The following is a 20,235-nucleotide window of genomic DNA, read 5'->3' on the forward strand; positions in this document are numbered from 1 at the left end:
AAGTGGATTTTTTTTATTTTAAAACTTCGTCGTTGGCTTTTATTTCGCCTAACTGAAGTATATCTTTCGCTAATTGAATATCTCTTTCAGAACCTGTGTGTTTATTTCTTTCGTCTGAAAGTTTCACTACACCAGTCCAAGGAATGTCTATTGAAGAAATTTCAGTCAATTTCATTACAATATTCATTGCGCGTAAACCAACATCATTAGTTAAGTTAGTACCAATTCCAAATGATAATCCGATACGACCTTTAAAGGCATTTGCAATCGTTTCTACTTTTTCTGAATTTAATCCATCAGAGAAAATAATAGTCTTATGTTCTGGGTTAATTCCCATTTTTTGGTAATGTGCAATTACTTTCTCACCAAATTCAATCGGATCACCTGAATCGTGACGAACTCCATCAAATAATTTAGATAATTTTTTATCGAATTGACGGAAGAAAATATCAGAAGTATAAGTATCTGTCAATGCAATTCCTAAATCACCATAGTACACTTTAACCCAACGATCCAAACTCATAGAATTTGCAACTTTATACCCAAAACGAGCTGCATGAAACATAAACCATTCGTGGGCGTGTGTCCCGATAGGTTTTACGTTATATTTATGAGCGAAATGTACGTTTGACGTTCCAACAAAGCTTTGACCTGAATGATTTGTTAATTCTTTCATTACAATATCGTGCACTTCATAAGAATGGCGACGTCTTGTACCAAATTCTGCAACATTAACACCTAGTTTATTGTACAAATCTACTTTATCGCTCGTGTTTTTAGTAACTTCATCATTAGTCATTCTTTTATCGTCTGATAAAGTGTAAAAAACTTCACTAATTAAAGCTAATAAAGGAACTTCCCACAAAATAGTTCTGTACCAATTCCCTTCAACTTCTACAGAAACATTAATTCCATCTTGCGAAATTTTAACTTCCGAAGGATCGTAACGATAACCTTGTAAAAAATCTAAATAAGCAGGACTTAAATAGGGACAATTTTCAGTTAAAAATTTCTTTTCATCTTTAGTCAACGCCAAATTGGCCATTGCATTTACTTGATTTTGTAATTCTTCTGCAAAACCTTCAGGAAATTCATGTTTGCCGCGATTAATAAACTTATAACGTGCAATTACATCAGGATATAATTTCGTTACCGCATATTGCATCGTGAATTTATAAAAATCGTTATCGAGTATGGAATTAAAGATATTTTTCATTTTTTGGTCGTTTTTCGTTCTAAATATAAATTAAATAAAAAACCATCACATAAATGATGGTTTTTAGTTTATTATATAAATTTTAACTTATTATCTCGGAGTTACTTTGTGTAATTCGAAATTGAAGATAAAAGATGTATTTCTGTAAGCATGATTTTCAGTAATAGCTGTTCCTGTGTACATTCTGTTACGTGCGTAAGCTAACTGAGATGGTAAAATTATGATCCCTTGGAAGTTGTATAAATCACGTCCATTAGTACCAGTAGATTTAAATTTCTTTAAAGCTTCAGTAAAGTTTTTCAACTCAATATGTTCTCTTTTAACACCGTTTGCAATCATATCAGGACTGATAAATGCTTTGTAAAAAGAAGGGTCAGTTTGTGCTGATCCGTCGCCAGAATCGATACTACTTGTGTAAGTACTTACGTACCCATATTTTTTTGCATAAGTATCCAAATCATTTGTAGCTTCAAAAACTTTAGCTTGATAAGAAATTAAAATTTTAGAAGAATCAGCTTCTATAACTTGATCTCCGTTTGCTTCAACTCCTGGGCGCATGGCGTAGTAATATCCTGCAGGATCTTTTACAGTAAGTTCGCTTAATTTAATGTTAGCATCATCTTCATTTCCTGCGATTGTATCAAATTTTAATACTTTACCATTAATTGGGCTAAAGTAGTGGTCATTCAAATATTCTTCGATAGCTTCGTCGTCCAAAGCTTTTCTTTGCTCAACACTTAATTCATTATTGTTATCATCGTCACTGCTACAGCTAAATAGAGTAGTTGCAGCTAATAAAGTAACAAAGAATTTCTTTATCATGATTTTTCGGTTTAAATTGCGAATTTAGAAAAAATATTTATCCAATAGTTAAAAATAGTCATAAAGTATGCGAATTGATAAATTTCTTTGGAGTGTAAGGTATTATAAAACTCGAGCATTAGCAACAGATGCGATAAAAAAAAATCGTGTTAAAATTAATGATCAAGTAGTTAAAGCGTCTAGAGATGTGATTCCTGGTGATCATATTGAAGTTAGAAAAGATCAAATAAATTTATCTTTTAAAGTAATACAAGTTCCGAAAAGTAGAATTGGTGCCAAATTATTGTCTTTACATATTGTTGATACAACACCGAAAGAAGAATATGAAGTATTAGAATTGAGAAAATTATCTCAGGATTACTATAGAGAAAAGGGCGAAGGTAGACCTACAAAAAAAGACCGCCGAGATTTAGATGACTATGTATCGGGCGATCAGTTTTTATTGGAAGATTTAGAGTAATCTAAATCTTTTCTTTTTTTAATATCTCCATGATTTGATTCAATACTTCTGACGAATTTTGATTGGCGATATTCAACGTGTATTTTGCTTTTTGATAAAAATGATTTCTTTCAAATAAATGCTTCGCAATAAATTCCATTAACTCATCATCTTTTAAATGAGCAATTAGTGGTCGCGTATGTTTTTTATTCTCTAATCTTTTTACTAATTGTGGTAATTGTACACGCAAAAATATCGAAATGGAATTGGCGTTTATTACATCTATGTTGTCGTAGTACACAGGCGTACCACCACCAAGCGATAAAACAACATTTGTTTTTTGTAAAACTTCTAATAAAGTTTCCTTTTCACGCTTTCTGAAACCAAGTTCTCCAAACTTATCAAAAATTTCACTCACAGATAACTCATACTTGTTTTCTATGTAATGATCCAAATCGATAAATTCGTATCCTAAAGTTTTGGCTAAATCTTTCCCAGTTGTAGATTTTCCACAACCCATATAACCTATTAATGAAATAATCATTTTAAAATTGTTTATTAATCCACTGGTAAATCTTCCGAGTAGAAGATCGTCAATTTAGCAAACCCGTTATGCGTGTCTATTTGGTAAGAATACGAATTTTTTAAATTACGATTATCCCAACGGTCAATTTCATAAGTAACTTTAAAATCCTCATTAGTTACAACAGAGTTTGAACGATAAAAACGGGCTTTACGAGCTAATTTATCTATTTCGTTTTTGTATTGATTAAGATATTTAATCGGAAAACTATATTGTAATTTATAAACAATTTCTTGTGATATATCTATTGCTGAGATTTTATTTAAGAAAAACACACCTTGTTTTAATTGTTTTATCTTTAAAGAATCTGCCTTTTCAATGTTACTTATATATAAATTTTTACCAAAACCAGCTTTAGTAAAACATTTTTCGTGCATGAAATTATTTATTTCATTTTGATCCGCTTTAATCAAACCCTTTAAATCATCTAAAGTAATAGTAGATTGTAAAGTATCTTTAGTTATAGCTGTACAACGCTCATCAACTTTCTCATGATTTACAGTTTCAGCTTCAGTTTTTTTATTACATGACTGAAAAAAAATTGTACCTAATAGTAATACAATATATATTTTTTGATGCATTCTAAAATTTTATTAGTTAATTGATGTTTGGTTTAGGTACGATTAAATGTAAAATTTTATGACGACAAATATAATTTAATTTTGAAGTTGCAAATGGTAATAATAATTTAAAATTTAATAAAAAATCAAGAAGTTTTACAGAAGATATTAAAATTATTAATTTTTCTTGTGTGATAAGTTTCTTAATTCGAAATGTTTAAAAATTATTTAACAAAAAAGATTTAAAAAGTTTTGTATAATTGATTTTAATCGCCCTATATTTGCAGTCGAATTAAGAAAAAGACCTGGTAGCTCAGTTGGTAGAGCACAACACTTTTAATGTTGGGGTCCTGGGTTCGAGCCCCAGCCAGGTCACTATTATAGACCATTTCTTACTTCGAAGGTAGTTCTTTAAGAATTTGAAAAAGGAATAAAGAAAATTACATTTTCGTTTTGATGTGTTAAAATATTTCGTATATTTGCACTCCGAAAAAACGGAGACCTGGTAGCTCAGTTGGTAGAGCACAACACTTTTAATGTTGGGGTCCTGGGTTCGAGCCCCAGCCCGGTCACAAACTTCATGTTGTTAAGAAGTATAAAAATAATAACACTCCAAAACGGAGACCTGGTAGCTCAGTTGGTAGAGCACAACACTTTTAATGTTGGGGTCCTGGGTTCGAGCCCCAGCCCGGTCACAAACTTCACGTTATTAAGAAGTATAAAAACAATAACACTCCAAAACGGAGACCTGGTAGCTCAGTTGGTAGAGCACAACACTTTTAATGTTGGGGTCCTGGGTTCGAGCCCCAGCCCGGTCACAAACTTCACGTTATTAAGAAGTATAAAAACAATAACACTCCAAAACGGAGACCTGGTAGCTCAGTTGGTAGAGCACAACACTTTTAATGTTGGGGTCCTGGGTTCGAGCCCCAGCCCGGTCACAAACTTCATGTTATTGAGAAGTATAAAAATAATAACACTCCAAATCGGAGACCTGGTAGCTCAGTTGGTAGAGCACAACACTTTTAATGTTGGGGTCCTGGGTTCGAGCCCCAGCCCGGTCACAAGAAGCTAAACAGTAATGTTTGGCTTTTTTTATGCATGAAATTTAAATTATATTTCATCTGAATTAATTAGATTCTAAATAGTATAATCTATTTCTTGTTATATTTTAAATTGTTTATTAAAGAACAATTTCCTCATTTAATTTATTAATCTGCATCGTTTAAACTTTTCAAACACTTATATTTAATTGATCTTAAGAAATAAGGTTTTAATAACTTATTTTTTTTATGATAGAGTTGAGTATGTAATGTTACTCTAATTATAAGCAGAAATAATTAATGAAAGAATCCTAAATATTTTCCATTAATGGTTTACTTAGAATTAGAACTATTCAAATTCAAACGCTTTTTGTAGGGTAATTTTGTGAAGTTTTGTGAGTAAAATTGGACGAGTTTGATTAAGAATTGATATAATAGTTGATCAATATTTATTGAGTTTCTGATGTGAATAAAATTAACTTTTTTTAATTTAATCATGTATTTATTTAATTTAAATCAAATCCATAGTAATAAAAAATATTTTTATCGTAAATTTGCACCCATAATTTTCAAGAATGCAAAACATTAGAAATATTGCGATTATCGCACACGTTGACCACGGTAAAACGACGTTGGTTGATAAAATACTTCACTCAGGAAACGTTTTTAGAGAAAACCAAGAGTCAGGAGAATTAATTATGGATAACAACGATATCGAGCGTGAAAGAGGGATTACAATCTTCTCTAAAAACGCTTCGGTAATGTATAAAGATGTAAAAATCAATGTTATCGACACACCTGGTCACGCGGATTTCGGTGGAGAAGTTGAGCGTGTATTGAAAATGGCTGATGGGGTTATCTTATTAGTTGATGCTTTTGAAGGTCCAATGCCTCAAACTCGTTTCGTATTAGGAAAAGCATTAGAATTAGGATTAAAACCATTAGTAGTAATCAACAAAGTTGATAAAGAAAACTGTCGTCCTGATGAGGTTTACGACAAAGTTTTTGAATTATTCTTCAACTTAGATGCTACAGAAGAGCAATTAGATTTCCCAGCATACTACGGATCATCTAAACAAGGATGGTTTAATACAGAAAATGTTCGTACAGAAAATATCTTACCATTAATGGATGGTATTTTAGAGCACGTTCCAGCACCAGAAGCACACGAAGGAGATTTACAAATGCAAATTACATCTTTAGATTATTCTAAATTCTTAGGACGTATTGCTGTAGGTAAAGTAACTCGTGGTGTAATTAAAGAAGGTGATTGGGTTGCTTTAGCTAAACCTGATGGAACATCTAAAAAACAAAAAGTAAAAGAAATTTATACTTTCTCTGGTTTAGGAAAAGTTAAAGCTACAGAAGTTAAAGCAGGTGATATCTGTGCTGTTGTAGGTATCGACGGTTTCCAAATTGGTGATACTATTGCTGATGCTGAAAATCCAGAGGCATTACCAGTAATGCACATTGATGAGCCAACAATGAACATGTCATTCGGGATCAACAACTCTCCATTCTTTGGTAAAGATGGTAAATTTGTTACTTCTCGTCACTTAGTAGATCGTTTAACAGACGAATTAGAGCGTAATTTAGCTTTACGTGTAGAGCCAACTGACGATTCTAATACACAATTAGTTTACGGACGTGGTATCATGCACTTATCTGTATTAATTGAAACAATGCGTCGTGAAGGTTATGAGTTAACTGTTGGGCAACCGCAAGTTATCTTTAAAGAAATTGACGGTGTTAAATGTGAGCCATACGAAACATTAGTAATTGATGTTCCAGATGATTATTCTTCTAAAGCAATTGACTTAGTAACTCAACGTAAAGGTGATTTATTAGTAATGGAAGCTAAAGAAGGAATGCAACACTTAGAATTCGAAATTCCATCTCGTGGATTAATCGGATTACGTTCATTAATGTTAACTTCAACTGCTGGTGAGGCTGTAATGGCACACAACTTCTTAGAGTACAAACCATTTAAAGGAGCTATCGCTGGACGTTCTGCAGGTGTAATTATCTCTAAAGATCAAGGTGTTTCTACTCCTTATTCAATCGATAAATTACAAGATCGTGGTAAATTCTTTATCGAGCCAGGTGAAGAGGTTTATGAAGGTATGATTATCGGAGAGCACTCTCGTAACAACGATTTAGTTGTAAACGTTATCGAAGCTAAAAAATTAAATAATATTCGTGCTGCTGGTAAAGATGATTCTTCTTCTATCGCTCCTAAAATCGAAATGACTTTAGAAGAGTGTATGGAGTACATCCAAGCTGATGAATGTATCGAGGTTACACCAAACTACATTCGTTTACGTAAGATTCACTTAAAAGAAACTGATCGTAAGCGTTACGAAAAATCTATGGGAGCATAATCTTACAAGATTTACATATAAAAAAAGCGACTCAATTTTGAGTCGCTTTTTTAATTCATATAATTTTAGAATTGTTGTAAAAACAGTTGAATAACTGCATTTAATTCGTTTTTAGATGCTGTATATTGTTGTATTTTACCTTCAGTTTTAAATTTAGAAATACAAAATCCTTCTTCAATATCATTGTACCAAATGATGTAATTCTCGTGTTGAGCAACAACCCAAAAGTTATCTTCAATCACATCATCGCAGTGCCAAATAACCGGATTAATTTTTATTCGTTCCCAGAATGAAATATAATCTTGATCTAAATTTTGTTCAGCCAAGAAGATTTCCATCATCAAATCACCTTTTTTTAAGGCAGTCCAATTTTCCATCATTTATTTACTTTTAACAAGAATAGAATTCGTTTGTCGATTAACTTCTTCTGTTCCTGGTTCGGTCCATTCTAATGTATACCAATAACTACCAGAAGCTACTTTTTTACCATTAAAAGTTCCGTCCCAAGTAAAGTTATTTGCGGTTGAACCTTCGAATAAGATATGACCAAAACGATTAAAAATTTGAAATTTCGGATTCAATTTATATATTAAATCTGAATAATCTAAAACATCATTTATTCCATCATTATTAGGCGAAATAAAATTAACCATATTTACAATAGAGAAATCTTGTGAAATTGGGTTACAATCGCTTGAAGATTTTACTGATATGGTATGATTTCCAATTCCAACATTATAAAATATATTTGAAGATTGGTAAGCACCATTATCTAAAGCATATAAATAATTCGAGGTCGGATTTGTTACCACAACTGTCACCGTTGTTCCTGTGACAATTACATTTTCTATGTTTGGATTTTCAGCAGCGTGTACAGTAACTTCTTGCGTATAAAAACAACCATTAAATTCTAATCGAACTTGATATGTTCCTACCGGTACATTTGTTACTATTTGTGAAGTTGAACCATTATGTAACCACAGATACGAATCGAAACCAGAACCTGCGTTTAAAGTTGTTGTAGCACCTTCGCATATCGTTTGGTCGATTAATGTTTCTGAGCGTTTAGCTTGTTTTAATCTGAATGAAATTGGAGCAATATTATCACATAAATTGGGCTGTGAAAAACGAATAAAATATGTAGTATCTCCAACTAAAACTTGTTGTTCAGAGATTTGATTTCTATTATTTATAGCATCTTCAAGTGTTCTAAAGAATCGATAACCTTCGTTGATATTTGGAATAAAATTGATGTAATCTTCTAAATTAATCGCTTCTTGATTATCTAATAAATCATCACATATTTCAAAAGGAGAAGCCGGAATTACAGTACTTAAATCCTTTTTTGTAAATGTTATGGAATGAATTATTGGTGGACAAAAATCAGTTGAGATTGCTACAAATATTGTTTTTGACGTTTCAGTGGATGAAAAATTTAATTCCTGAATTTCATTTCGATTCGCTTCAGCATCAGCTTGTGAAGAAAAATATTTGATTCGAGCTGAATTTGAATTTGAATTCGAGATTATTTGATTATTAAAATCCACAAGATTCAGTGTTACAATTCCATCTAAATCTTCATCACAAAATTCGAATGTTGTGTTTAATACAGATAAATTTGCATAATATTCAATTCGTCTTTCCGCAGTAATCGTACAACCTGAATTTAACGAAATTTCGACTTTATAATTTCCAGCTGAATTAACTATATAAGTAGCATTTGTAGCTCCAATAATTTCTACATTATCTTTAAACCATTTGTATGAAGTTGCGTTAGTAGTTGATGCATCGATTGTAATCGTGTCACCTAAACAAAGAGCATTGTTCGTATCAATCAATAAATCTTCTCCAATATCTTTACCACCAGAAAAACTTCCAGCTTTTAAGAAAACTCCAGAATCATATAATCCATTTCCTTGATCTGCAATAACTAATTTGATATGATATTTTCGACCTGGAATAATATTAGCAACAGCAGTTAAAACAACAGTTTCACCATTAAAATTCGTTGCAGAATTGCCAACATTAAATTGTCTGAAATATTGTGAATTTATGGACGGACATAAACCTCCATTTCCAAAAATTGTAAGTACCGAAACTGGTGTAGAAGTATTAGGAATAACGGCAATGTTTTGGTAATCGTCACGAGAACCTTCTTCTTTTATTAAAAATGCAAAACCGTCCGTATATCCGCATCGACCTTCGCTTGCAGTGCGTAAATATTGCTCAGAAGCAAAAATATATTCAAAATTAATTTTATCATCTTGATGCGAGATAAAATCAAATTCTAATACAGTTGCATCTAATGTATTGTTGATTTCTAAAGCTTCTTCTAAATCGCGATCACCTTCCCAATTTGCGGCTGTAAAACTCTGTAAATTATTGTTAGGACCAACAGCTCCGTTAAGATTTCCGGTGCTTAAAAGAATACCATTTTCTAAAGGAAAATTAGAATTTCGTTTTTCAAAATAACCATAACTGATATGAGATGAATTGTTAAATCCTGTTATTTCTATCGAACGTTCATCTACTTCAATACAATCCGATCCAAGAAATATATCTTGAACAAGTTGAGTCGGTGTATAATTTCTATTTACCTGTATTTGCTGCGCATGAACAACAACCGAAACAAGTAGAATAAATAAGTATAAAATTTTTTGCATTGGACTTAAATAGTATGCAAAGTTAATTTATAAATGAGTAATAATATTATAACGTTTTATTAAAGATATTTTTGATTGTTTTTATGTCATAAAAAAAGCACTTCAAATTATTGAAGTGCTTTATTATGTAATGATTTCTGATGGCTTATATTTTAGCTAAGTTATCTGAAATTGTTTGAATGAAAGATGTTAATGGTCCTTTCGCCATCATTTCTATCATCATATTAAAATTTCCATTAAAATCTAACTCAACATCAGAATTATTTTCATCAACTGCTTCGATATTAATTGTTAATGTATAATCAAACGCCGGAGCTGGAGATTCAAAAACAATTTGAGAAGGCTTGTTAGTCTCTTTTAAACGCATACCAACTTTAGGTAAAGCACCTACACCAACAGTAAATCCTTTTCCTGATTCATGAATTTCAAAAGATTTAGTATCAGCAGGCATTAACTGTTCGTAATTCTGCATATTTAATAAAAAATCAAATGCATCTTTCTGACTTTTAGATAAGCGTACTTTATTTGTATTTACCTTCATATTCCTGTGAGTTTTTTATAAATTTGTATCAAATAGCTCAAATGTACAAAGTTTTTTTTAATGAAAGTTTACTGACTTTCGACCATGAATCAAAGTCAGATGCGAAAAATATATTGTTTCATCATGAATCTCAGTTTGATGAAGCATTTCATACTTTAGCTAATACTGGCGTAACTCATTTAAATATTTTTAGCGAAAATATTGATCAAGTATGGTCTTTATTCCTAAATCATTTTAAATTGATTCAAGCAGCAGGTGGAATTGTACGTAATCCAAAAGAAGAATATCTTTTTATTTATCGTTTAGGTAAGTGGGATTTACCTAAAGGAAAGATGGAAGAAGGTGAAACAAAGGAAGAATCTGCTATTAGAGAAATAGAGGAAGAATGTAGCATTACTCCTTTACATTTAGAGCAATTTTTAATGTCTACGTATCATATCTATTTTCAGAAAGAATATATTATTAAAGAAACTTTTTGGTTTGAAGTTACTTATAATGGAACTGAAACGCCACAACCACAGATTGAAGAAGGAATTGAAGAAGTGGTTTGGAAAAAGAAAGAAGATATCGCTGAGTTGATGAATAATTCTTATCCAAACATTGAGTTATTAGTAAATAATTATTTAGATTTGTAATAAATAAGAAATTTATCATGAAAAAATATATTTTAGGTGTATGCGCAGTTATGGCTTTTGCAGTAACAACAAATGCACAAACAAAAAAAGAAGATAAAAAGAATCCTAAAACAGAAAAAGTTTCAAAATCTCAGAAAAAGATCATTGAAGCTGGTTCTGCAAAAATTGACGATTTATATGCATATCAAGTATATGGAGAATCATTTGATTTAAAAAAGCCTTTAACTAGTGTTGAACTTGGTTCTTTATACGACAACATGAAAGACGGTGATGTGATTGAAAATGTACAATTCAAATCTACTATCGAATCGGTTTGTAAAAAGAAAGGTTGTTGGATGAAGGTTGACTTAGGTAAAGGGGAAGAGCAATCATTTGTAAGATTTAAAGATTACGGATTTTTTATGCCTTTAGATGGAGAAAAATCTGAAATCGTTGTAAATGGTAAGGCTTTCGTTAGTGAAATTTCTGTTGATAAATTACGTCACTACGCTGAAGATGCAGGAAAATCGAAAGAAGAGATTGCAAAAATTACTAAACCACAGTTACAATATAACTTTGAAGCTGATGGTGTTTATTTAAAAGAAAATTAATATTTTTAGCTATTAATTAATTATAAAAACCTTTCATTGATTTTGAAAGGTTTTTTTGTGCCAATCAATTAAATAATATGAATAATTATCAAGCCGTATTAGGAAAAGAAATTACAACTGTTGATGTAATAAATTTTTTAGATTCCTTAGAAGGTGAGCAAACCAAGCGTGAAAATAATGTATCGACATCTTATGATTACGAATTGTTATATAAAGATGAAGGAATATTAATTACAATTTCTGAAAATAAAATCTCAGCCATTAAAGTTTATTTTTCTCCAACGCCAATAACTCAACCTTTCAGAAAAGAGTTTGTGTTCGGTTTAAGTTACATCAGTTCGGAAAATGATATTAAAAAACAATTTGACTTTCCTCAAAATCTTAATCAAGAACCAATGCGTGCAGATAATATTTATCAATACGAAAATTGTACCGTTGGATTTGATGCAATGACAGGTGAAATTAATTATGCTGAAATTAAATAAAAAAACGGATCTAAATCAGATCCGTTTTTTCTTTATATTTTAAATCATTACCTATAAATTTTCTCCATAAAATATCGATAAATGCTAGTGAGTAAATGAATCGAAGAATTAAGAAAATATAGAGGTAAAAGTAATTCTCAAAATACTTAGTATAAAAATCACTCCGTCTAAGTGTTTTTGTGATTGCTTCTCTGTTTTCATATAAAATAGGAAAAGAAATTACATCAATTACTAAAGATGTTAAACCAAAAATCATTAAATATAGTATTGCTTTTTGATTTGATTTGTTCAGAATCTTACAATTTCTATATAAATAATAGCAACCAAAAATAAACGATCCAAAGATTGAAACACTAATGATAAATACTTTAGTAAACAATTCTTTAGCTTCAGGATGATTTGTGTAAACTAAGTTTGAATCTATTAAAATTTCTTTTTGTTCATTCTCAATTTTAGTTTCAATCAGTGAATTGATTCGAGTTATTTCTTCATCAGAAAAAGTAAAATCTCTTTCTTTCAAAATTTCTAAAGCCAATTTCACAGCATCACTTGTAAATCTTGAGTTAGATTGTAAATATTTTTTTAATTCTTGATCTGAAAGTTTATTCAGAACTGATTTTTTTACCATTTTTAAACTTAGTAAATCAAATATTTTGCTCTAACTTTTTTAAATTCTTCTAAGTCTTTTTGCCAAGTAGCTTTTATACGATCTTCTGACCAACCGGCTTCAATCTGTTTTCTTAAATCAGCAGTTCCAGATAATTGATCGATCCAAAGTTTCTTACTATTTAAAGTCCAAAATGGCTGTTTGGTATTGTTTTTATACGCATTAATCAACCATTTTAACGAAATTTCACTCATATACGGTTCTTGCGATAAATCTTCCCCGTAACAAACTTCATCTTTAAATTTTGGGCTTGTAGCTCCAGGTCTAGAAATTGGTTTGTACTCAAAAGGCATATTTTTCAAATAAGGCGAACCATATACTTGGAATTGAATTTCTGTTCCTCGACCTTCATTCACATTTGTACCTTCAAATAAACATGTACTTGGATATAAATTGATCGAACGATCATTTGGTAAATTAGGCGAAGGTTTTACAGGTAATGTGTACCTTTTTGTATGCGTGTAATTTGATAAAGGAATCACTTGTAAATTCGCTTTCATCTTATTTTTTAGCCAACCTTCCCCATTAATCATTTGTGCATATTCGCCAATCGTCATTCCATAAACAATTGGAACTTTGTGCATTCCTACAAAAGATGTAAATTCTGGTTGCATTACAGGCCCATCAATATAATGTGCATTGGGATTTGGACGATCTAATACGATCACTTTCTTACCATTTTCAGCAGCGGCTTCCATCACATAATGTAATGTAGAAATATAAGTGTAAAAGCGTGCGCCCACATCTTGCATGTCAAACAATAAAATATCAATGTCTTTTATTTGATCCGCAGTTGGTTTTCTATTATTCCCGTACAAAGAAACGATTGGTAATCCAGTTTTAGAATCAACGCCTGATTTTACTTTTGCTCCAGCATCAGCATCTCCACGAAATCCATGTTCTGGCGAATAAATTTTCACGACATTTATATCGTTATTGATAAGGAAATCAACTAAATGAATAGTGTTTTTATATTCTAATTGTGAAGGATTTGTTCTTAAAATTCCAGTTTGATTAGAAACTACTCCAACTTTTTTACCCTTCAGTTTTGATAAATAAGCATTGGTATTTTCGGCGCCTAAACCGATAGATAATCCATAAACTTCTCTTACAAATTGTCTATTTTCTTTAATTTGAACTTTTTGATTAAAAGTTTGTGCAATCGTAAATAAAGGTGTGCTTAGAAGTAAAGCAATTGATGTATATTTGACAAGTTTTTTCATGATGATAATTGATTTATCATTAGTTTAAACAAAATAGATTTATGTTGAAAGTCAACTTAAATGTATCATTGTAAAAATTAATAATTTGAACTTTTCTTGGTGGTTTTCTAAAAAAATAGCGCTTGGTAAAAATACTAAAAATAACTTATCAAGCATTATCATTCGTATCGGACAAGTAGCTGTAGCTTTAGGAATAATTGTTTCATTGGTTACAATTTCTACAGGTGTTGGTGCGCGTAAAGCGATCAAAAGTAAATTAGCCGATTTTAACGGACATATTACGATTAAAAATTACAATAGTAATAATTCTTTAAATTCAGATTCGTTATCAATTAATCAAGCTTTTTATCCCACGTTTAAACAAATTCCTGAAATTGAGCATGTGCAAGCCATCGCTAACAAAAGTGGTGTGATTCGTACGGCCGAAAATTTTAGTGGAGTAGTTTTTAAAGGGGTCGGAACGGATTATGATACCGTTCGATTTCAGAATTTTTTAGTAAAAGGTTCGTTTCCAAAAATTAATAAAGATTCAATTCTAAACGACGTTGTTCTTTCTCAAAAAATTGCAGATGAATTAAAATTAGATATTGATAGTTCATTTGTCATGTATTTTATTCGTGACGAAAGTAAGCCAGTTTATCGTCGATTTAATGTGAAAGGAATTTATAAATCTGACATTAAAAATTTTGATGATATCGTAATGTTAGGTGACATCAAACAAGTACAAAATCTAAACAAATGGGATTCGACAACCGTTGGTAGTTTTGAATTATTTGTAAAAGATGTTGAGGATATTGAAAAAATTTCAGCAGAAGTTGCTAAAAATATTCCTTATAATTTGTTGTCAGAAGGAGCATCGGATTCTTTTGCTCAAATCAATGAATGGATTACGATATTTGATAAAAACATTGTCATCATTGTTGTGATTATGCTTTTCGTTGTAATCATTAATATGGTTATGGTTCTTTTAATTCTTATTCTGGAAAGAACACAATCCATCGGACTTTTAAAAGCTTTTGGAGCTACAAATTGGAAAGTAAGAACTCTATTTATCTATTACGCTATATTTATTATGTTACCAGGTTTAATCGCTGGAAATGTAATAGGTTTAGGGTTATTATTGATCCAGAAATATTTTAAAATCATCAAACTTCCAGCAGAGAATTATTATATATCTGTTGCACCAGTTTATTTGGATATTCCAACAATTGTATTATTAAATGCAGGAGCTATCATAATTTGTGCAATTGTATTACTTTTGCCATCGTATATGATTTCTAAAATAACACCTGCTAAAGCAATCAATTTTAGATAATTAATTAATAAAAATCAGTATTAAAATGAAATACGCAAATAATATATTAGAAACGATTGGTAATACGCCTTTAGTTAAAATTAATCACATTACTAAAGACTTACCATGTACAGTTTTAGCAAAAGTAGAATACTTTAACCCAGGACATTCTTGTAAAGACCGTATGGCTTTAAAAATGGTTGAAGATGCTGAAAAAGACGGACGTTTAGTTCCAGGTGGTACAATTATCGAAGGTACTTCTGGTAATACAGGAATGGGATTAGCTTTAGCTGCAGTTATCAAAGGTTATAAATTAATTTGTGTAATTACAGATAAGCAATCAAAAGAGAAAATGGATATCTTACGTGCTGTAGGTGCGAAAGTTGTTGTTTGCCCGACAGATGTTGAGCCAACAGATCCGCGTTCTTACTACTCAGTTTCTAAGCGTTTAGCTGAAGAAACTCCAAACGGATGGTACGTTAACCAATACGATAATCCATCAAATGCACAAGCTAACTACGAGCAAACTGGTCCAGAAATCTGGGAACAGACAGAAGGAAAAGTAACACACTTTATCGTAGGTGTTGGTACAGGAGGAACAATCTCTGGAGTTGGAAAATACTTAAAAGAGCAAAATCCTAATGTAAAAGTTTGGGGTGTTGATACATACGGTTCAGTTTTCAAAAAATATAAAGAAACTGGAATTTTCGATGAAAACGAAGTTTATTCTTATGTAACAGAAGGTATTGGTGAAGATATTTTACCAGAAAATGTAGATTTCGATATCATCGATGGTTTCACGAAAGTTACAGATAAAGATGCTGCTGTTTACACGCGTCGTTTAGCTTTAGAAGAAGGTTTATTTGTTGGTATGTCTTCTGGTTCTGCTATTAAAGGATTATTACAATTGAAGGACGAATTTGGTCCAGATGATGTAGTTGTCGTATTATTCCACGATTCAGGTTCTCGTTATGTTGGTAAAATTTTTAACGATGATTGGATGCGCGACAGAGGTTACTTAGAAGATGAGGTTAAAACTGCTGCAGATTTAATTCAAGAACATATCGATAAACCATTAGTTATTGCTCGTACAGAAGAATTAGCTTCACACGCGATTGATCGTATGCGTCGTTTCAAAATTTCTCAAATTCCAGTGGTTGACATCAACGGATTTGCAGGTTCTTTAGACGAATCAGATTTATTCCAAGCGTATATGCAAGATCCAAATATTGCTGAAAAACCAATTCGAGAAATTATGGGAGCTGCTTATCCAGTAGTTAAAGCAAATGCAACGGTAGAAGAAGTTTCTAAATTAATTACGAAAGACAACCAAGCGGTATTGATTGAGTTAGAGAATGGTAAACATCATATCATTACAAAATACGATATCATCAATTCGATTAAATAAAAACGTATCTTTACGACGATATGGGAATTGTATTAAGAGGAGAAAATTTAATTAAAGATTACGGCAAAAAACACGTCGTAAAAGGAGTTTCTTTCCAAGTAGAACAAGGAGAAATTATTGGATTATTAGGACCAAATGGAGCAGGAAAAACAACTTCTTTCTATATGATTGTAGGTTTAGTTTCGGCAACACAAGGTAAAGTGTTCTTGGATAAACAAGACATTACGAAAGATCCAATGTACAAACGTGCACAAAAAGGTATCGGATATTTAGCGCAAGAAGCGTCTATTTTCCGAAAACTTTCAGTGGAAGATAACATCAAATCAGTTTTACAATTCACCAAATATTCGAAAAAGGAACAACAAATGAAAGTTGATGCCTTAATCGAGGAGTTTTCATTAGAACACGTTCGTAAAAATCGTGGAGATTTATTATCAGGTGGTGAACGTCGTCGTTGCGAAATCGCACGATGTTTAGCAACCGAACCTAATTTCATTTTATTGGACGAACCTTTTGCTGGGGTTGACCCAATTGCGGTAGAAGATATTCAAAAGATTGTTCGTTCGTTAAAGGATAAGAACATCGGGATTTTAATTACCGATCACAACGTTTCTCAGACGTTAGCAATTACTGATAAAACATACATTATGTTTGAAGGTAAAATCTTAAAATCAGGTTCGCCAGAAGAGTTAGCGAATGATCCAGATGTGCGTCGTGTGTACTTAGGTGAAAACTTTACTTATCAACAGATTTAAGAAAATACTTATAATTTAATTTATCCCTTTAGCTTATTGTTAAAGGGATTTTTTATTTTTACATCATAAATAATTCTATGAAAACTTACTTATCAGTATTACTAATATCAATTAGTTCTATAATTTTTGCTCAAATAAAATTTGAGCCTGGTTACATCATTTTAAAAGATGGTTCAAGAAAAGATGTTTTAATAAAAAACATGGATTGGAGATCTAATCCAACTAAAATAGAAATTAAGACTAATGAAAATTTAAAATCTGAAATTATACCAATAGAAGAACTTCAATTATTCGAAATTTTCTATTCTTCAAAATATATAAAATCAACTGTATTAATTGATGAATCTTCTTCAGATTTAAGTAAATTAACTTACGAAAGTGAGCCAAAATTTATTAAAAAAGACTTGTTATTAAAGGTTTTGGTGATGGGTGAAGCAAATTTATATAGCTTTTCTGAAGGTGATGAACAAAAATTCTTTTACGCTACAGCTGATAAGAATATAGAACAATTGATCTATAAGCCCTATTGGTTTGAAAGTAATAAAATTGCCTACAATAAAAGTTATAGATCACAATTAATTAAATCTTTCAAGTGTGATGCTGTATCAAAAGAAAATTTGATGAAAATTAATTATCGTGAAAAAGATTTGATTAATTTATTTCAGAAAATAAATAATTGTCAAAACACCGAAGTTGAATATCTTAATACACATTCATCTAATAAAAAAATTGATTTCAATTTAAATATTAGACCTCGTATAAATTTTAATTCACTAGATTTTCAAACTAATAATATAGAATTTAGAAATTTAACTTTTGATAAAAAACTAACTTTCGGAATTGGATTAGAAGCAGAATTTATATTACCATTTTACAAAAATAAATGGGCAATATTAATCGAGCCAAATTATGTTTCATATAAAGCTGAAAATGTTTCTGTTGCAGAGATTTCTGGAATCACAACTACGCATTCTTTAAATTACCAAGCGTTAGATGTTCCAATTGGTGTAAGACACTATATGTTTTTGAATGAAAAATCAAAGTTGTTTATTAATGCTCAATTTATTCCAATTTTTAGTTTAGATTCTAAAATAGAAGCTAAAAGAAATAGTACTAACGTTGGTGTTATTGAGTTTGGAAACGGAACAAATCTAGGAATTGGTGCAGGATATAAATATTTAGATCGTTATAGTTTAGAAATGCGTTATGTAACAGATTTAAAAAGTAAAGGAGATTATGATAGCAAATTCAATATGCTTTCAATAATCTTAGGTTATAAAATATTCTAAAATTTAATTACAAAATCCCTTTAACTTATTGTTAAAGGGATTTTTTATAATTTAGCTTTTGTATTGTTCTTTAAATTTTTCTAACCATTCATCTAATTCGTGGCGTTGTACATACAATCGTTTTTCTACTGTATAGCGAGGAGAAGTATAAAATATTTCATAAAAAGGCATACTTCCGTTACCAACCTTTTCCACTTTATTTACCACGATATTCAATTTTGTCAATTCATTTTTAAACTGTTCAAATTCATCTAATACTGATTTTATCATTTTTTGTAATTTTTGTAAAACGAAGTTAAAAATATTAAACTAAAAAGCTGAAAACCAGAATTGATTTTCAGCTTAAAAATTATCAGATTTATTGAAAAAATACTTTGCCTAAGCAAAATAAATTTAGAGGAAGTGATCAATTAAATCTTTACAATAATTTTTACATTAAATATCATTTTCCTAAGAATGTGAAAAATAGAAAACAATCATTCAATACTTTAAAGATAATTTACTTATTTCATAAAAACAAACTTCCCGCTTTTTATTATTTTTGACCATATACGCTATAGAATTTTATTTATGAAAATTTATAATCCTAAGGAATGGTTTCATGCTGTTGTCAACTTCCCAAAATCGGATACTTTTTTAAAGCTCTTACCATTCATTATTTTTATGGGAGCTTATTCTGCATTGATTGCATATTTTGAATTAGAGTACCTGAACTTATCATCAAAATCATGGTTGAAAGAAATTACAACTGTACATTCTTTATTAGGATTTGTTATATCAATGTTGTTGGTTTTTCGTACCAATTCGGCGTATGATCGTTGGTGGGAAGGACGAAAACAATGGGGCGCTTTAACAAATGCTTCTAGAAATTTAGCAATAAAATTAAATGGAATGTTGGCAGAAAATGATTCTGAAAATCGAGATTTCTTTAAACAAATGATTCCAATGTATGCAAAAACATTGTTTAGTTTTTTGCGAAGCGATTATACTAAATTCATGTTGGATGAAGATAAATATTTCAATATGAATTTAATTGAAAAACATGGTCCCAATCATATCGCAAATTTGATGTATCAAAGAATTACCTTGTTGCATCGCCAAAAGATTTTTGATTCATATCAAATGATCATATTAGATAAAGAATTTGAAGAATTTACAAATATCTGTGGAGCTTGCGAACGTATAAAAAATACACCAATTCCATATTCATATAGTTCATTTATAAAGAAGTTTATTGTACTATATGTTATAACTTTGCCAATTGGATTAGTTTTTTCCATGGGCTATTTCACTGCTATTGCAGTTCCATTTATTTTTTATGTTTTGGCATCTCTCGAATTAATTGCTGAAACAATAGAAGAACCTTTTGGTACTGATTTGGATGATTTACCGATTGAACAAATTACCATGAATATTGAAAAACATGTTGCTGAAATAATTAATTAGCGACATAGTTTGTCTTTTTATTAGATTAATTTTAAAAAAATGAGTAGAAATACAGAAGCGAATAAGAAACGAGTAAAAGCTAAGAAAGCTCAACAAAGAAAGAAGGTTAAAGATGCTGAAGCAGAGCGTAAGGCTCGTTTAAAAGAAATCATTCAGAAAATGAATGAGCAAGAAAAAAAAACTAACGAAGAATAA

Annotated in this window: 21 protein-coding genes and 6 tRNA genes; 17 read left to right on the plus strand and 10 right to left on the minus strand. The window is 30.6% G+C overall.

The features are described from left to right. Window positions 1–13: 13 nt before the first annotated feature. On the minus strand, window positions 14–1,216 hold the full coding sequence (gene pncB, locus J9309_RS09050) for a nicotinate phosphoribosyltransferase (protein WP_230475564.1): 1,203 nt from the start codon (window positions 1,214–1,216) through the stop codon (window positions 14–16). A gap of 90 nt (window positions 1,217–1,306) precedes the next feature. Then, a complete protein-coding gene (locus J9309_RS09055) occupies window positions 1,307–2,038 on the minus strand; it encodes a hypothetical protein (RefSeq protein WP_230475565.1) in 732 nt (243 codons plus the stop codon). 67 nt (window positions 2,039–2,105) lie between these two features. On the opposite strand from J9309_RS09055, the gene J9309_RS09060 reads away from it, so the two are divergent. Then, window positions 2,106–2,498, plus strand: coding sequence for an RNA-binding S4 domain-containing protein (locus tag J9309_RS09060; protein WP_230475566.1), 393 nt, complete (start codon window positions 2,106–2,108; stop codon window positions 2,496–2,498). Between the two features lies 1 nt (window position 2,499). On the opposite strand, the gene J9309_RS09065 is transcribed toward J9309_RS09060, so the two are convergent. Beyond that, window positions 2,500–3,021 carry a shikimate kinase gene (locus J9309_RS09065; RefSeq protein WP_230475567.1) on the minus strand — a complete coding sequence of 174 codons (522 nt, stop codon included), beginning with the start codon at window positions 3,019–3,021 and terminating at the stop codon, window positions 2,500–2,502. A 14-nt stretch (window positions 3,022–3,035) separates the two neighbouring features. Further along, window positions 3,036–3,641, minus strand: coding sequence for a hypothetical protein (locus tag J9309_RS09070; RefSeq protein ID WP_230475568.1), 606 nt, complete (start codon window positions 3,639–3,641; stop codon window positions 3,036–3,038). A 281-nt stretch (window positions 3,642–3,922) separates the two neighbouring features. Here J9309_RS09070 and J9309_RS09075 point away from each other — a divergent pair. The 7 genes from J9309_RS09075 (at window position 3,923) to typA (ending at window position 7,044) form a co-directional block, all read left to right on the plus strand. Beyond that, window positions 3,923–3,995: transfer RNA gene (locus tag J9309_RS09075), tRNA-Lys, on the plus strand. Between the two features lie 124 nt (window positions 3,996–4,119). Continuing rightward, a tRNA-Lys gene (locus tag J9309_RS09080) sits at window positions 4,120–4,192 on the plus strand. A 50-nt stretch (window positions 4,193–4,242) separates the two neighbouring features. Then, window positions 4,243–4,315 (plus strand) — tRNA-Lys (locus J9309_RS09085). Window positions 4,316–4,365: 50 nt separating this feature from the next. Further along, window positions 4,366–4,438 (plus strand) — tRNA-Lys (locus J9309_RS09090). A 50-nt stretch (window positions 4,439–4,488) separates the two neighbouring features. Continuing rightward, a tRNA-Lys gene (locus J9309_RS09095) sits at window positions 4,489–4,561 on the plus strand. A 50-nt stretch (window positions 4,562–4,611) separates the two neighbouring features. Continuing rightward, window positions 4,612–4,684: transfer RNA gene (locus J9309_RS09100), tRNA-Lys, on the plus strand. A gap of 554 nt (window positions 4,685–5,238) precedes the next feature. Next, window positions 5,239–7,044, plus strand: coding sequence for a translational GTPase TypA (gene typA, locus J9309_RS09105; RefSeq protein WP_230475569.1), 1,806 nt, complete (start codon window positions 5,239–5,241; stop codon window positions 7,042–7,044). Window positions 7,045–7,109: 65 nt separating this feature from the next. On the opposite strand, the gene J9309_RS09110 is transcribed toward typA, so the two are convergent. The 3 genes from J9309_RS09110 to J9309_RS09120 form a co-directional block, all read right to left on the minus strand. Further along, window positions 7,110–7,424: a hypothetical protein gene (locus J9309_RS09110; RefSeq protein ID WP_230475570.1), complete on the minus strand. Its 315-nt coding sequence runs from the start codon at window positions 7,422–7,424 to the stop codon at window positions 7,110–7,112. Next, a complete protein-coding gene (locus tag J9309_RS09115) occupies window positions 7,425–9,707 on the minus strand; it encodes a choice-of-anchor L domain-containing protein (protein WP_230475571.1) in 2,283 nt (760 codons plus the stop codon). It lies immediately after the preceding gene. A 145-nt stretch (window positions 9,708–9,852) separates the two neighbouring features. Further along, complete coding sequence (locus tag J9309_RS09120) at window positions 9,853–10,248, minus strand: hypothetical protein (RefSeq protein ID WP_230475572.1); 396 nt, start codon at window positions 10,246–10,248, stop codon at window positions 9,853–9,855. A gap of 41 nt (window positions 10,249–10,289) precedes the next feature. Here J9309_RS09120 and J9309_RS09125 point away from each other — a divergent pair, with 41 nt between their 5' ends. From J9309_RS09125 to J9309_RS09135, 3 genes are all read left to right on the plus strand, one after another. Continuing rightward, a complete protein-coding gene (locus tag J9309_RS09125; RefSeq protein ID WP_230475573.1) occupies window positions 10,290–10,883 on the plus strand; it encodes an NUDIX hydrolase in 594 nt (197 codons plus the stop codon). A 17-nt stretch (window positions 10,884–10,900) separates the two neighbouring features. Continuing rightward, window positions 10,901–11,473, plus strand: a complete 573-nt coding sequence (locus tag J9309_RS09130) for a DUF4920 domain-containing protein (protein ID WP_230475574.1) — start codon at window positions 10,901–10,903, stop codon at window positions 11,471–11,473. Between the two features lie 77 nt (window positions 11,474–11,550). Continuing rightward, window positions 11,551–11,958, plus strand: a complete 408-nt coding sequence (locus J9309_RS09135; RefSeq protein ID WP_230475575.1) for a hypothetical protein — start codon at window positions 11,551–11,553, stop codon at window positions 11,956–11,958. A 10-nt stretch (window positions 11,959–11,968) separates the two neighbouring features. Here the strand turns inward: J9309_RS09135 and J9309_RS09140 are convergent, their stop codons facing one another. Together J9309_RS09140 and J9309_RS09145 are read right to left on the minus strand one after the other, a co-directional pair. Next, entirely contained in the window at window positions 11,969–12,586 is a 618-nt protein-coding gene (locus tag J9309_RS09140; protein WP_230475576.1) for a hypothetical protein, read from the minus strand. Window positions 12,587–12,594: 8 nt separating this feature from the next. Then, window positions 12,595–13,848 (minus strand): exo-beta-N-acetylmuramidase NamZ family protein, encoded by a 1,254-nt coding sequence (locus J9309_RS09145; protein WP_230475577.1) that lies wholly within the window; start codon window positions 13,846–13,848, stop codon window positions 12,595–12,597. A gap of 85 nt (window positions 13,849–13,933) precedes the next feature. On the opposite strand from J9309_RS09145, the gene J9309_RS09150 reads away from it, so the two are divergent. The 4 genes from J9309_RS09150 to J9309_RS09165 all read left to right on the plus strand — a co-directional run bounded on the left by J9309_RS09150 (window position 13,934) and on the right by J9309_RS09165 (window position 18,594). Further along, window positions 13,934–15,163: an ABC transporter permease gene (locus J9309_RS09150; protein WP_230475578.1), complete on the plus strand. Its 1,230-nt coding sequence runs from the start codon at window positions 13,934–13,936 to the stop codon at window positions 15,161–15,163. Between the two features lie 25 nt (window positions 15,164–15,188). Beyond that, a complete protein-coding gene (locus J9309_RS09155; protein ID WP_230475579.1) occupies window positions 15,189–16,550 on the plus strand; it encodes a pyridoxal-phosphate dependent enzyme in 1,362 nt (453 codons plus the stop codon). A 26-nt stretch (window positions 16,551–16,576) separates the two neighbouring features. Beyond that, window positions 16,577–17,305, plus strand: coding sequence for an LPS export ABC transporter ATP-binding protein (lptB, locus tag J9309_RS09160; RefSeq protein ID WP_230477863.1), 729 nt, complete (start codon window positions 16,577–16,579; stop codon window positions 17,303–17,305). A gap of 77 nt (window positions 17,306–17,382) precedes the next feature. Continuing rightward, window positions 17,383–18,594 carry a porin family protein gene (locus J9309_RS09165; protein ID WP_230475580.1) on the plus strand — a complete coding sequence of 404 codons (1,212 nt, stop codon included), beginning with the start codon at window positions 17,383–17,385 and terminating at the stop codon, window positions 18,592–18,594. 51 nt (window positions 18,595–18,645) lie between these two features. Here the strand turns inward: J9309_RS09165 and J9309_RS09170 are convergent, their stop codons facing one another. Then, window positions 18,646–18,864 (minus strand): hypothetical protein, encoded by a 219-nt coding sequence (locus tag J9309_RS09170; RefSeq protein WP_230475581.1) that lies wholly within the window; start codon window positions 18,862–18,864, stop codon window positions 18,646–18,648. 300 nt (window positions 18,865–19,164) lie between these two features. Between J9309_RS09170 and J9309_RS09175 the strand changes: the two genes are divergently transcribed. Continuing rightward, a complete protein-coding gene (locus J9309_RS09175; RefSeq protein ID WP_230475582.1) occupies window positions 19,165–20,040 on the plus strand; it encodes a bestrophin family protein in 876 nt (291 codons plus the stop codon). Between the two features lie 39 nt (window positions 20,041–20,079). Further along, on the plus strand, window positions 20,080–20,235 hold the full coding sequence (locus tag J9309_RS09180) for a hypothetical protein (RefSeq protein WP_230475583.1): 156 nt from the start codon (window positions 20,080–20,082) through the stop codon (window positions 20,233–20,235).

The sequence above is a fragment of the Faecalibacter bovis genome, assembly GCF_017948305.1.
Lineage (GTDB): Bacteria > Bacteroidota > Bacteroidia > Flavobacteriales > Weeksellaceae > Empedobacter > Empedobacter bovis.

What these genes read in the sequence shown, in the direction of transcription:
- pncB (WP_230475564.1), bottom strand. Translation starts at nt 1,216, where the DNA reads ATGAAAAATATCTTTAATTCCATACTCGATAACGATTTTTATAAATTC.
- J9309_RS09055 (WP_230475565.1), bottom strand. Translation starts at nt 2,038, where the DNA reads ATGATAAAGAAATTCTTTGTTACTTTATTAGCTGCAACTACTCTATTT.
- J9309_RS09060 (WP_230475566.1), top strand. Translation starts at nt 2,106, where the DNA reads ATGCGAATTGATAAATTTCTTTGGAGTGTAAGGTATTATAAAACTCGA.
- J9309_RS09065 (WP_230475567.1), bottom strand. Translation starts at nt 3,021, where the DNA reads ATGATTATTTCATTAATAGGTTATATGGGTTGTGGAAAATCTACAACT.
- J9309_RS09070 (WP_230475568.1), bottom strand. Translation starts at nt 3,641, where the DNA reads ATGCATCAAAAAATATATATTGTATTACTATTAGGTACAATTTTTTTT.
- typA (WP_230475569.1), top strand. Translation starts at nt 5,239, where the DNA reads ATGCAAAACATTAGAAATATTGCGATTATCGCACACGTTGACCACGGT.
- J9309_RS09110 (WP_230475570.1), bottom strand. Translation starts at nt 7,424, where the DNA reads ATGATGGAAAATTGGACTGCCTTAAAAAAAGGTGATTTGATGATGGAA.
- J9309_RS09115 (WP_230475571.1), bottom strand. Translation starts at nt 9,707, where the DNA reads ATGCAAAAAATTTTATACTTATTTATTCTACTTGTTTCGGTTGTTGTT.
- J9309_RS09120 (WP_230475572.1), bottom strand. Translation starts at nt 10,248, where the DNA reads ATGAAGGTAAATACAAATAAAGTACGCTTATCTAAAAGTCAGAAAGAT.
- J9309_RS09125 (WP_230475573.1), top strand. Translation starts at nt 10,290, where the DNA reads ATGTACAAAGTTTTTTTTAATGAAAGTTTACTGACTTTCGACCATGAA.
- J9309_RS09130 (WP_230475574.1), top strand. Translation starts at nt 10,901, where the DNA reads ATGAAAAAATATATTTTAGGTGTATGCGCAGTTATGGCTTTTGCAGTA.
- J9309_RS09135 (WP_230475575.1), top strand. Translation starts at nt 11,551, where the DNA reads ATGAATAATTATCAAGCCGTATTAGGAAAAGAAATTACAACTGTTGAT.
- J9309_RS09140 (WP_230475576.1), bottom strand. Translation starts at nt 12,586, where the DNA reads ATGGTAAAAAAATCAGTTCTGAATAAACTTTCAGATCAAGAATTAAAA.
- J9309_RS09145 (WP_230475577.1), bottom strand. Translation starts at nt 13,848, where the DNA reads ATGAAAAAACTTGTCAAATATACATCAATTGCTTTACTTCTAAGCACA.
- J9309_RS09155 (WP_230475579.1), top strand. Translation starts at nt 15,189, where the DNA reads ATGAAATACGCAAATAATATATTAGAAACGATTGGTAATACGCCTTTA.
- J9309_RS09165 (WP_230475580.1), top strand. Translation starts at nt 17,383, where the DNA reads ATGAAAACTTACTTATCAGTATTACTAATATCAATTAGTTCTATAATT.
- J9309_RS09170 (WP_230475581.1), bottom strand. Translation starts at nt 18,864, where the DNA reads ATGATAAAATCAGTATTAGATGAATTTGAACAGTTTAAAAATGAATTG.
- J9309_RS09175 (WP_230475582.1), top strand. Translation starts at nt 19,165, where the DNA reads ATGAAAATTTATAATCCTAAGGAATGGTTTCATGCTGTTGTCAACTTC.
- J9309_RS09180 (WP_230475583.1), top strand. Translation starts at nt 20,080, where the DNA reads ATGAGTAGAAATACAGAAGCGAATAAGAAACGAGTAAAAGCTAAGAAA.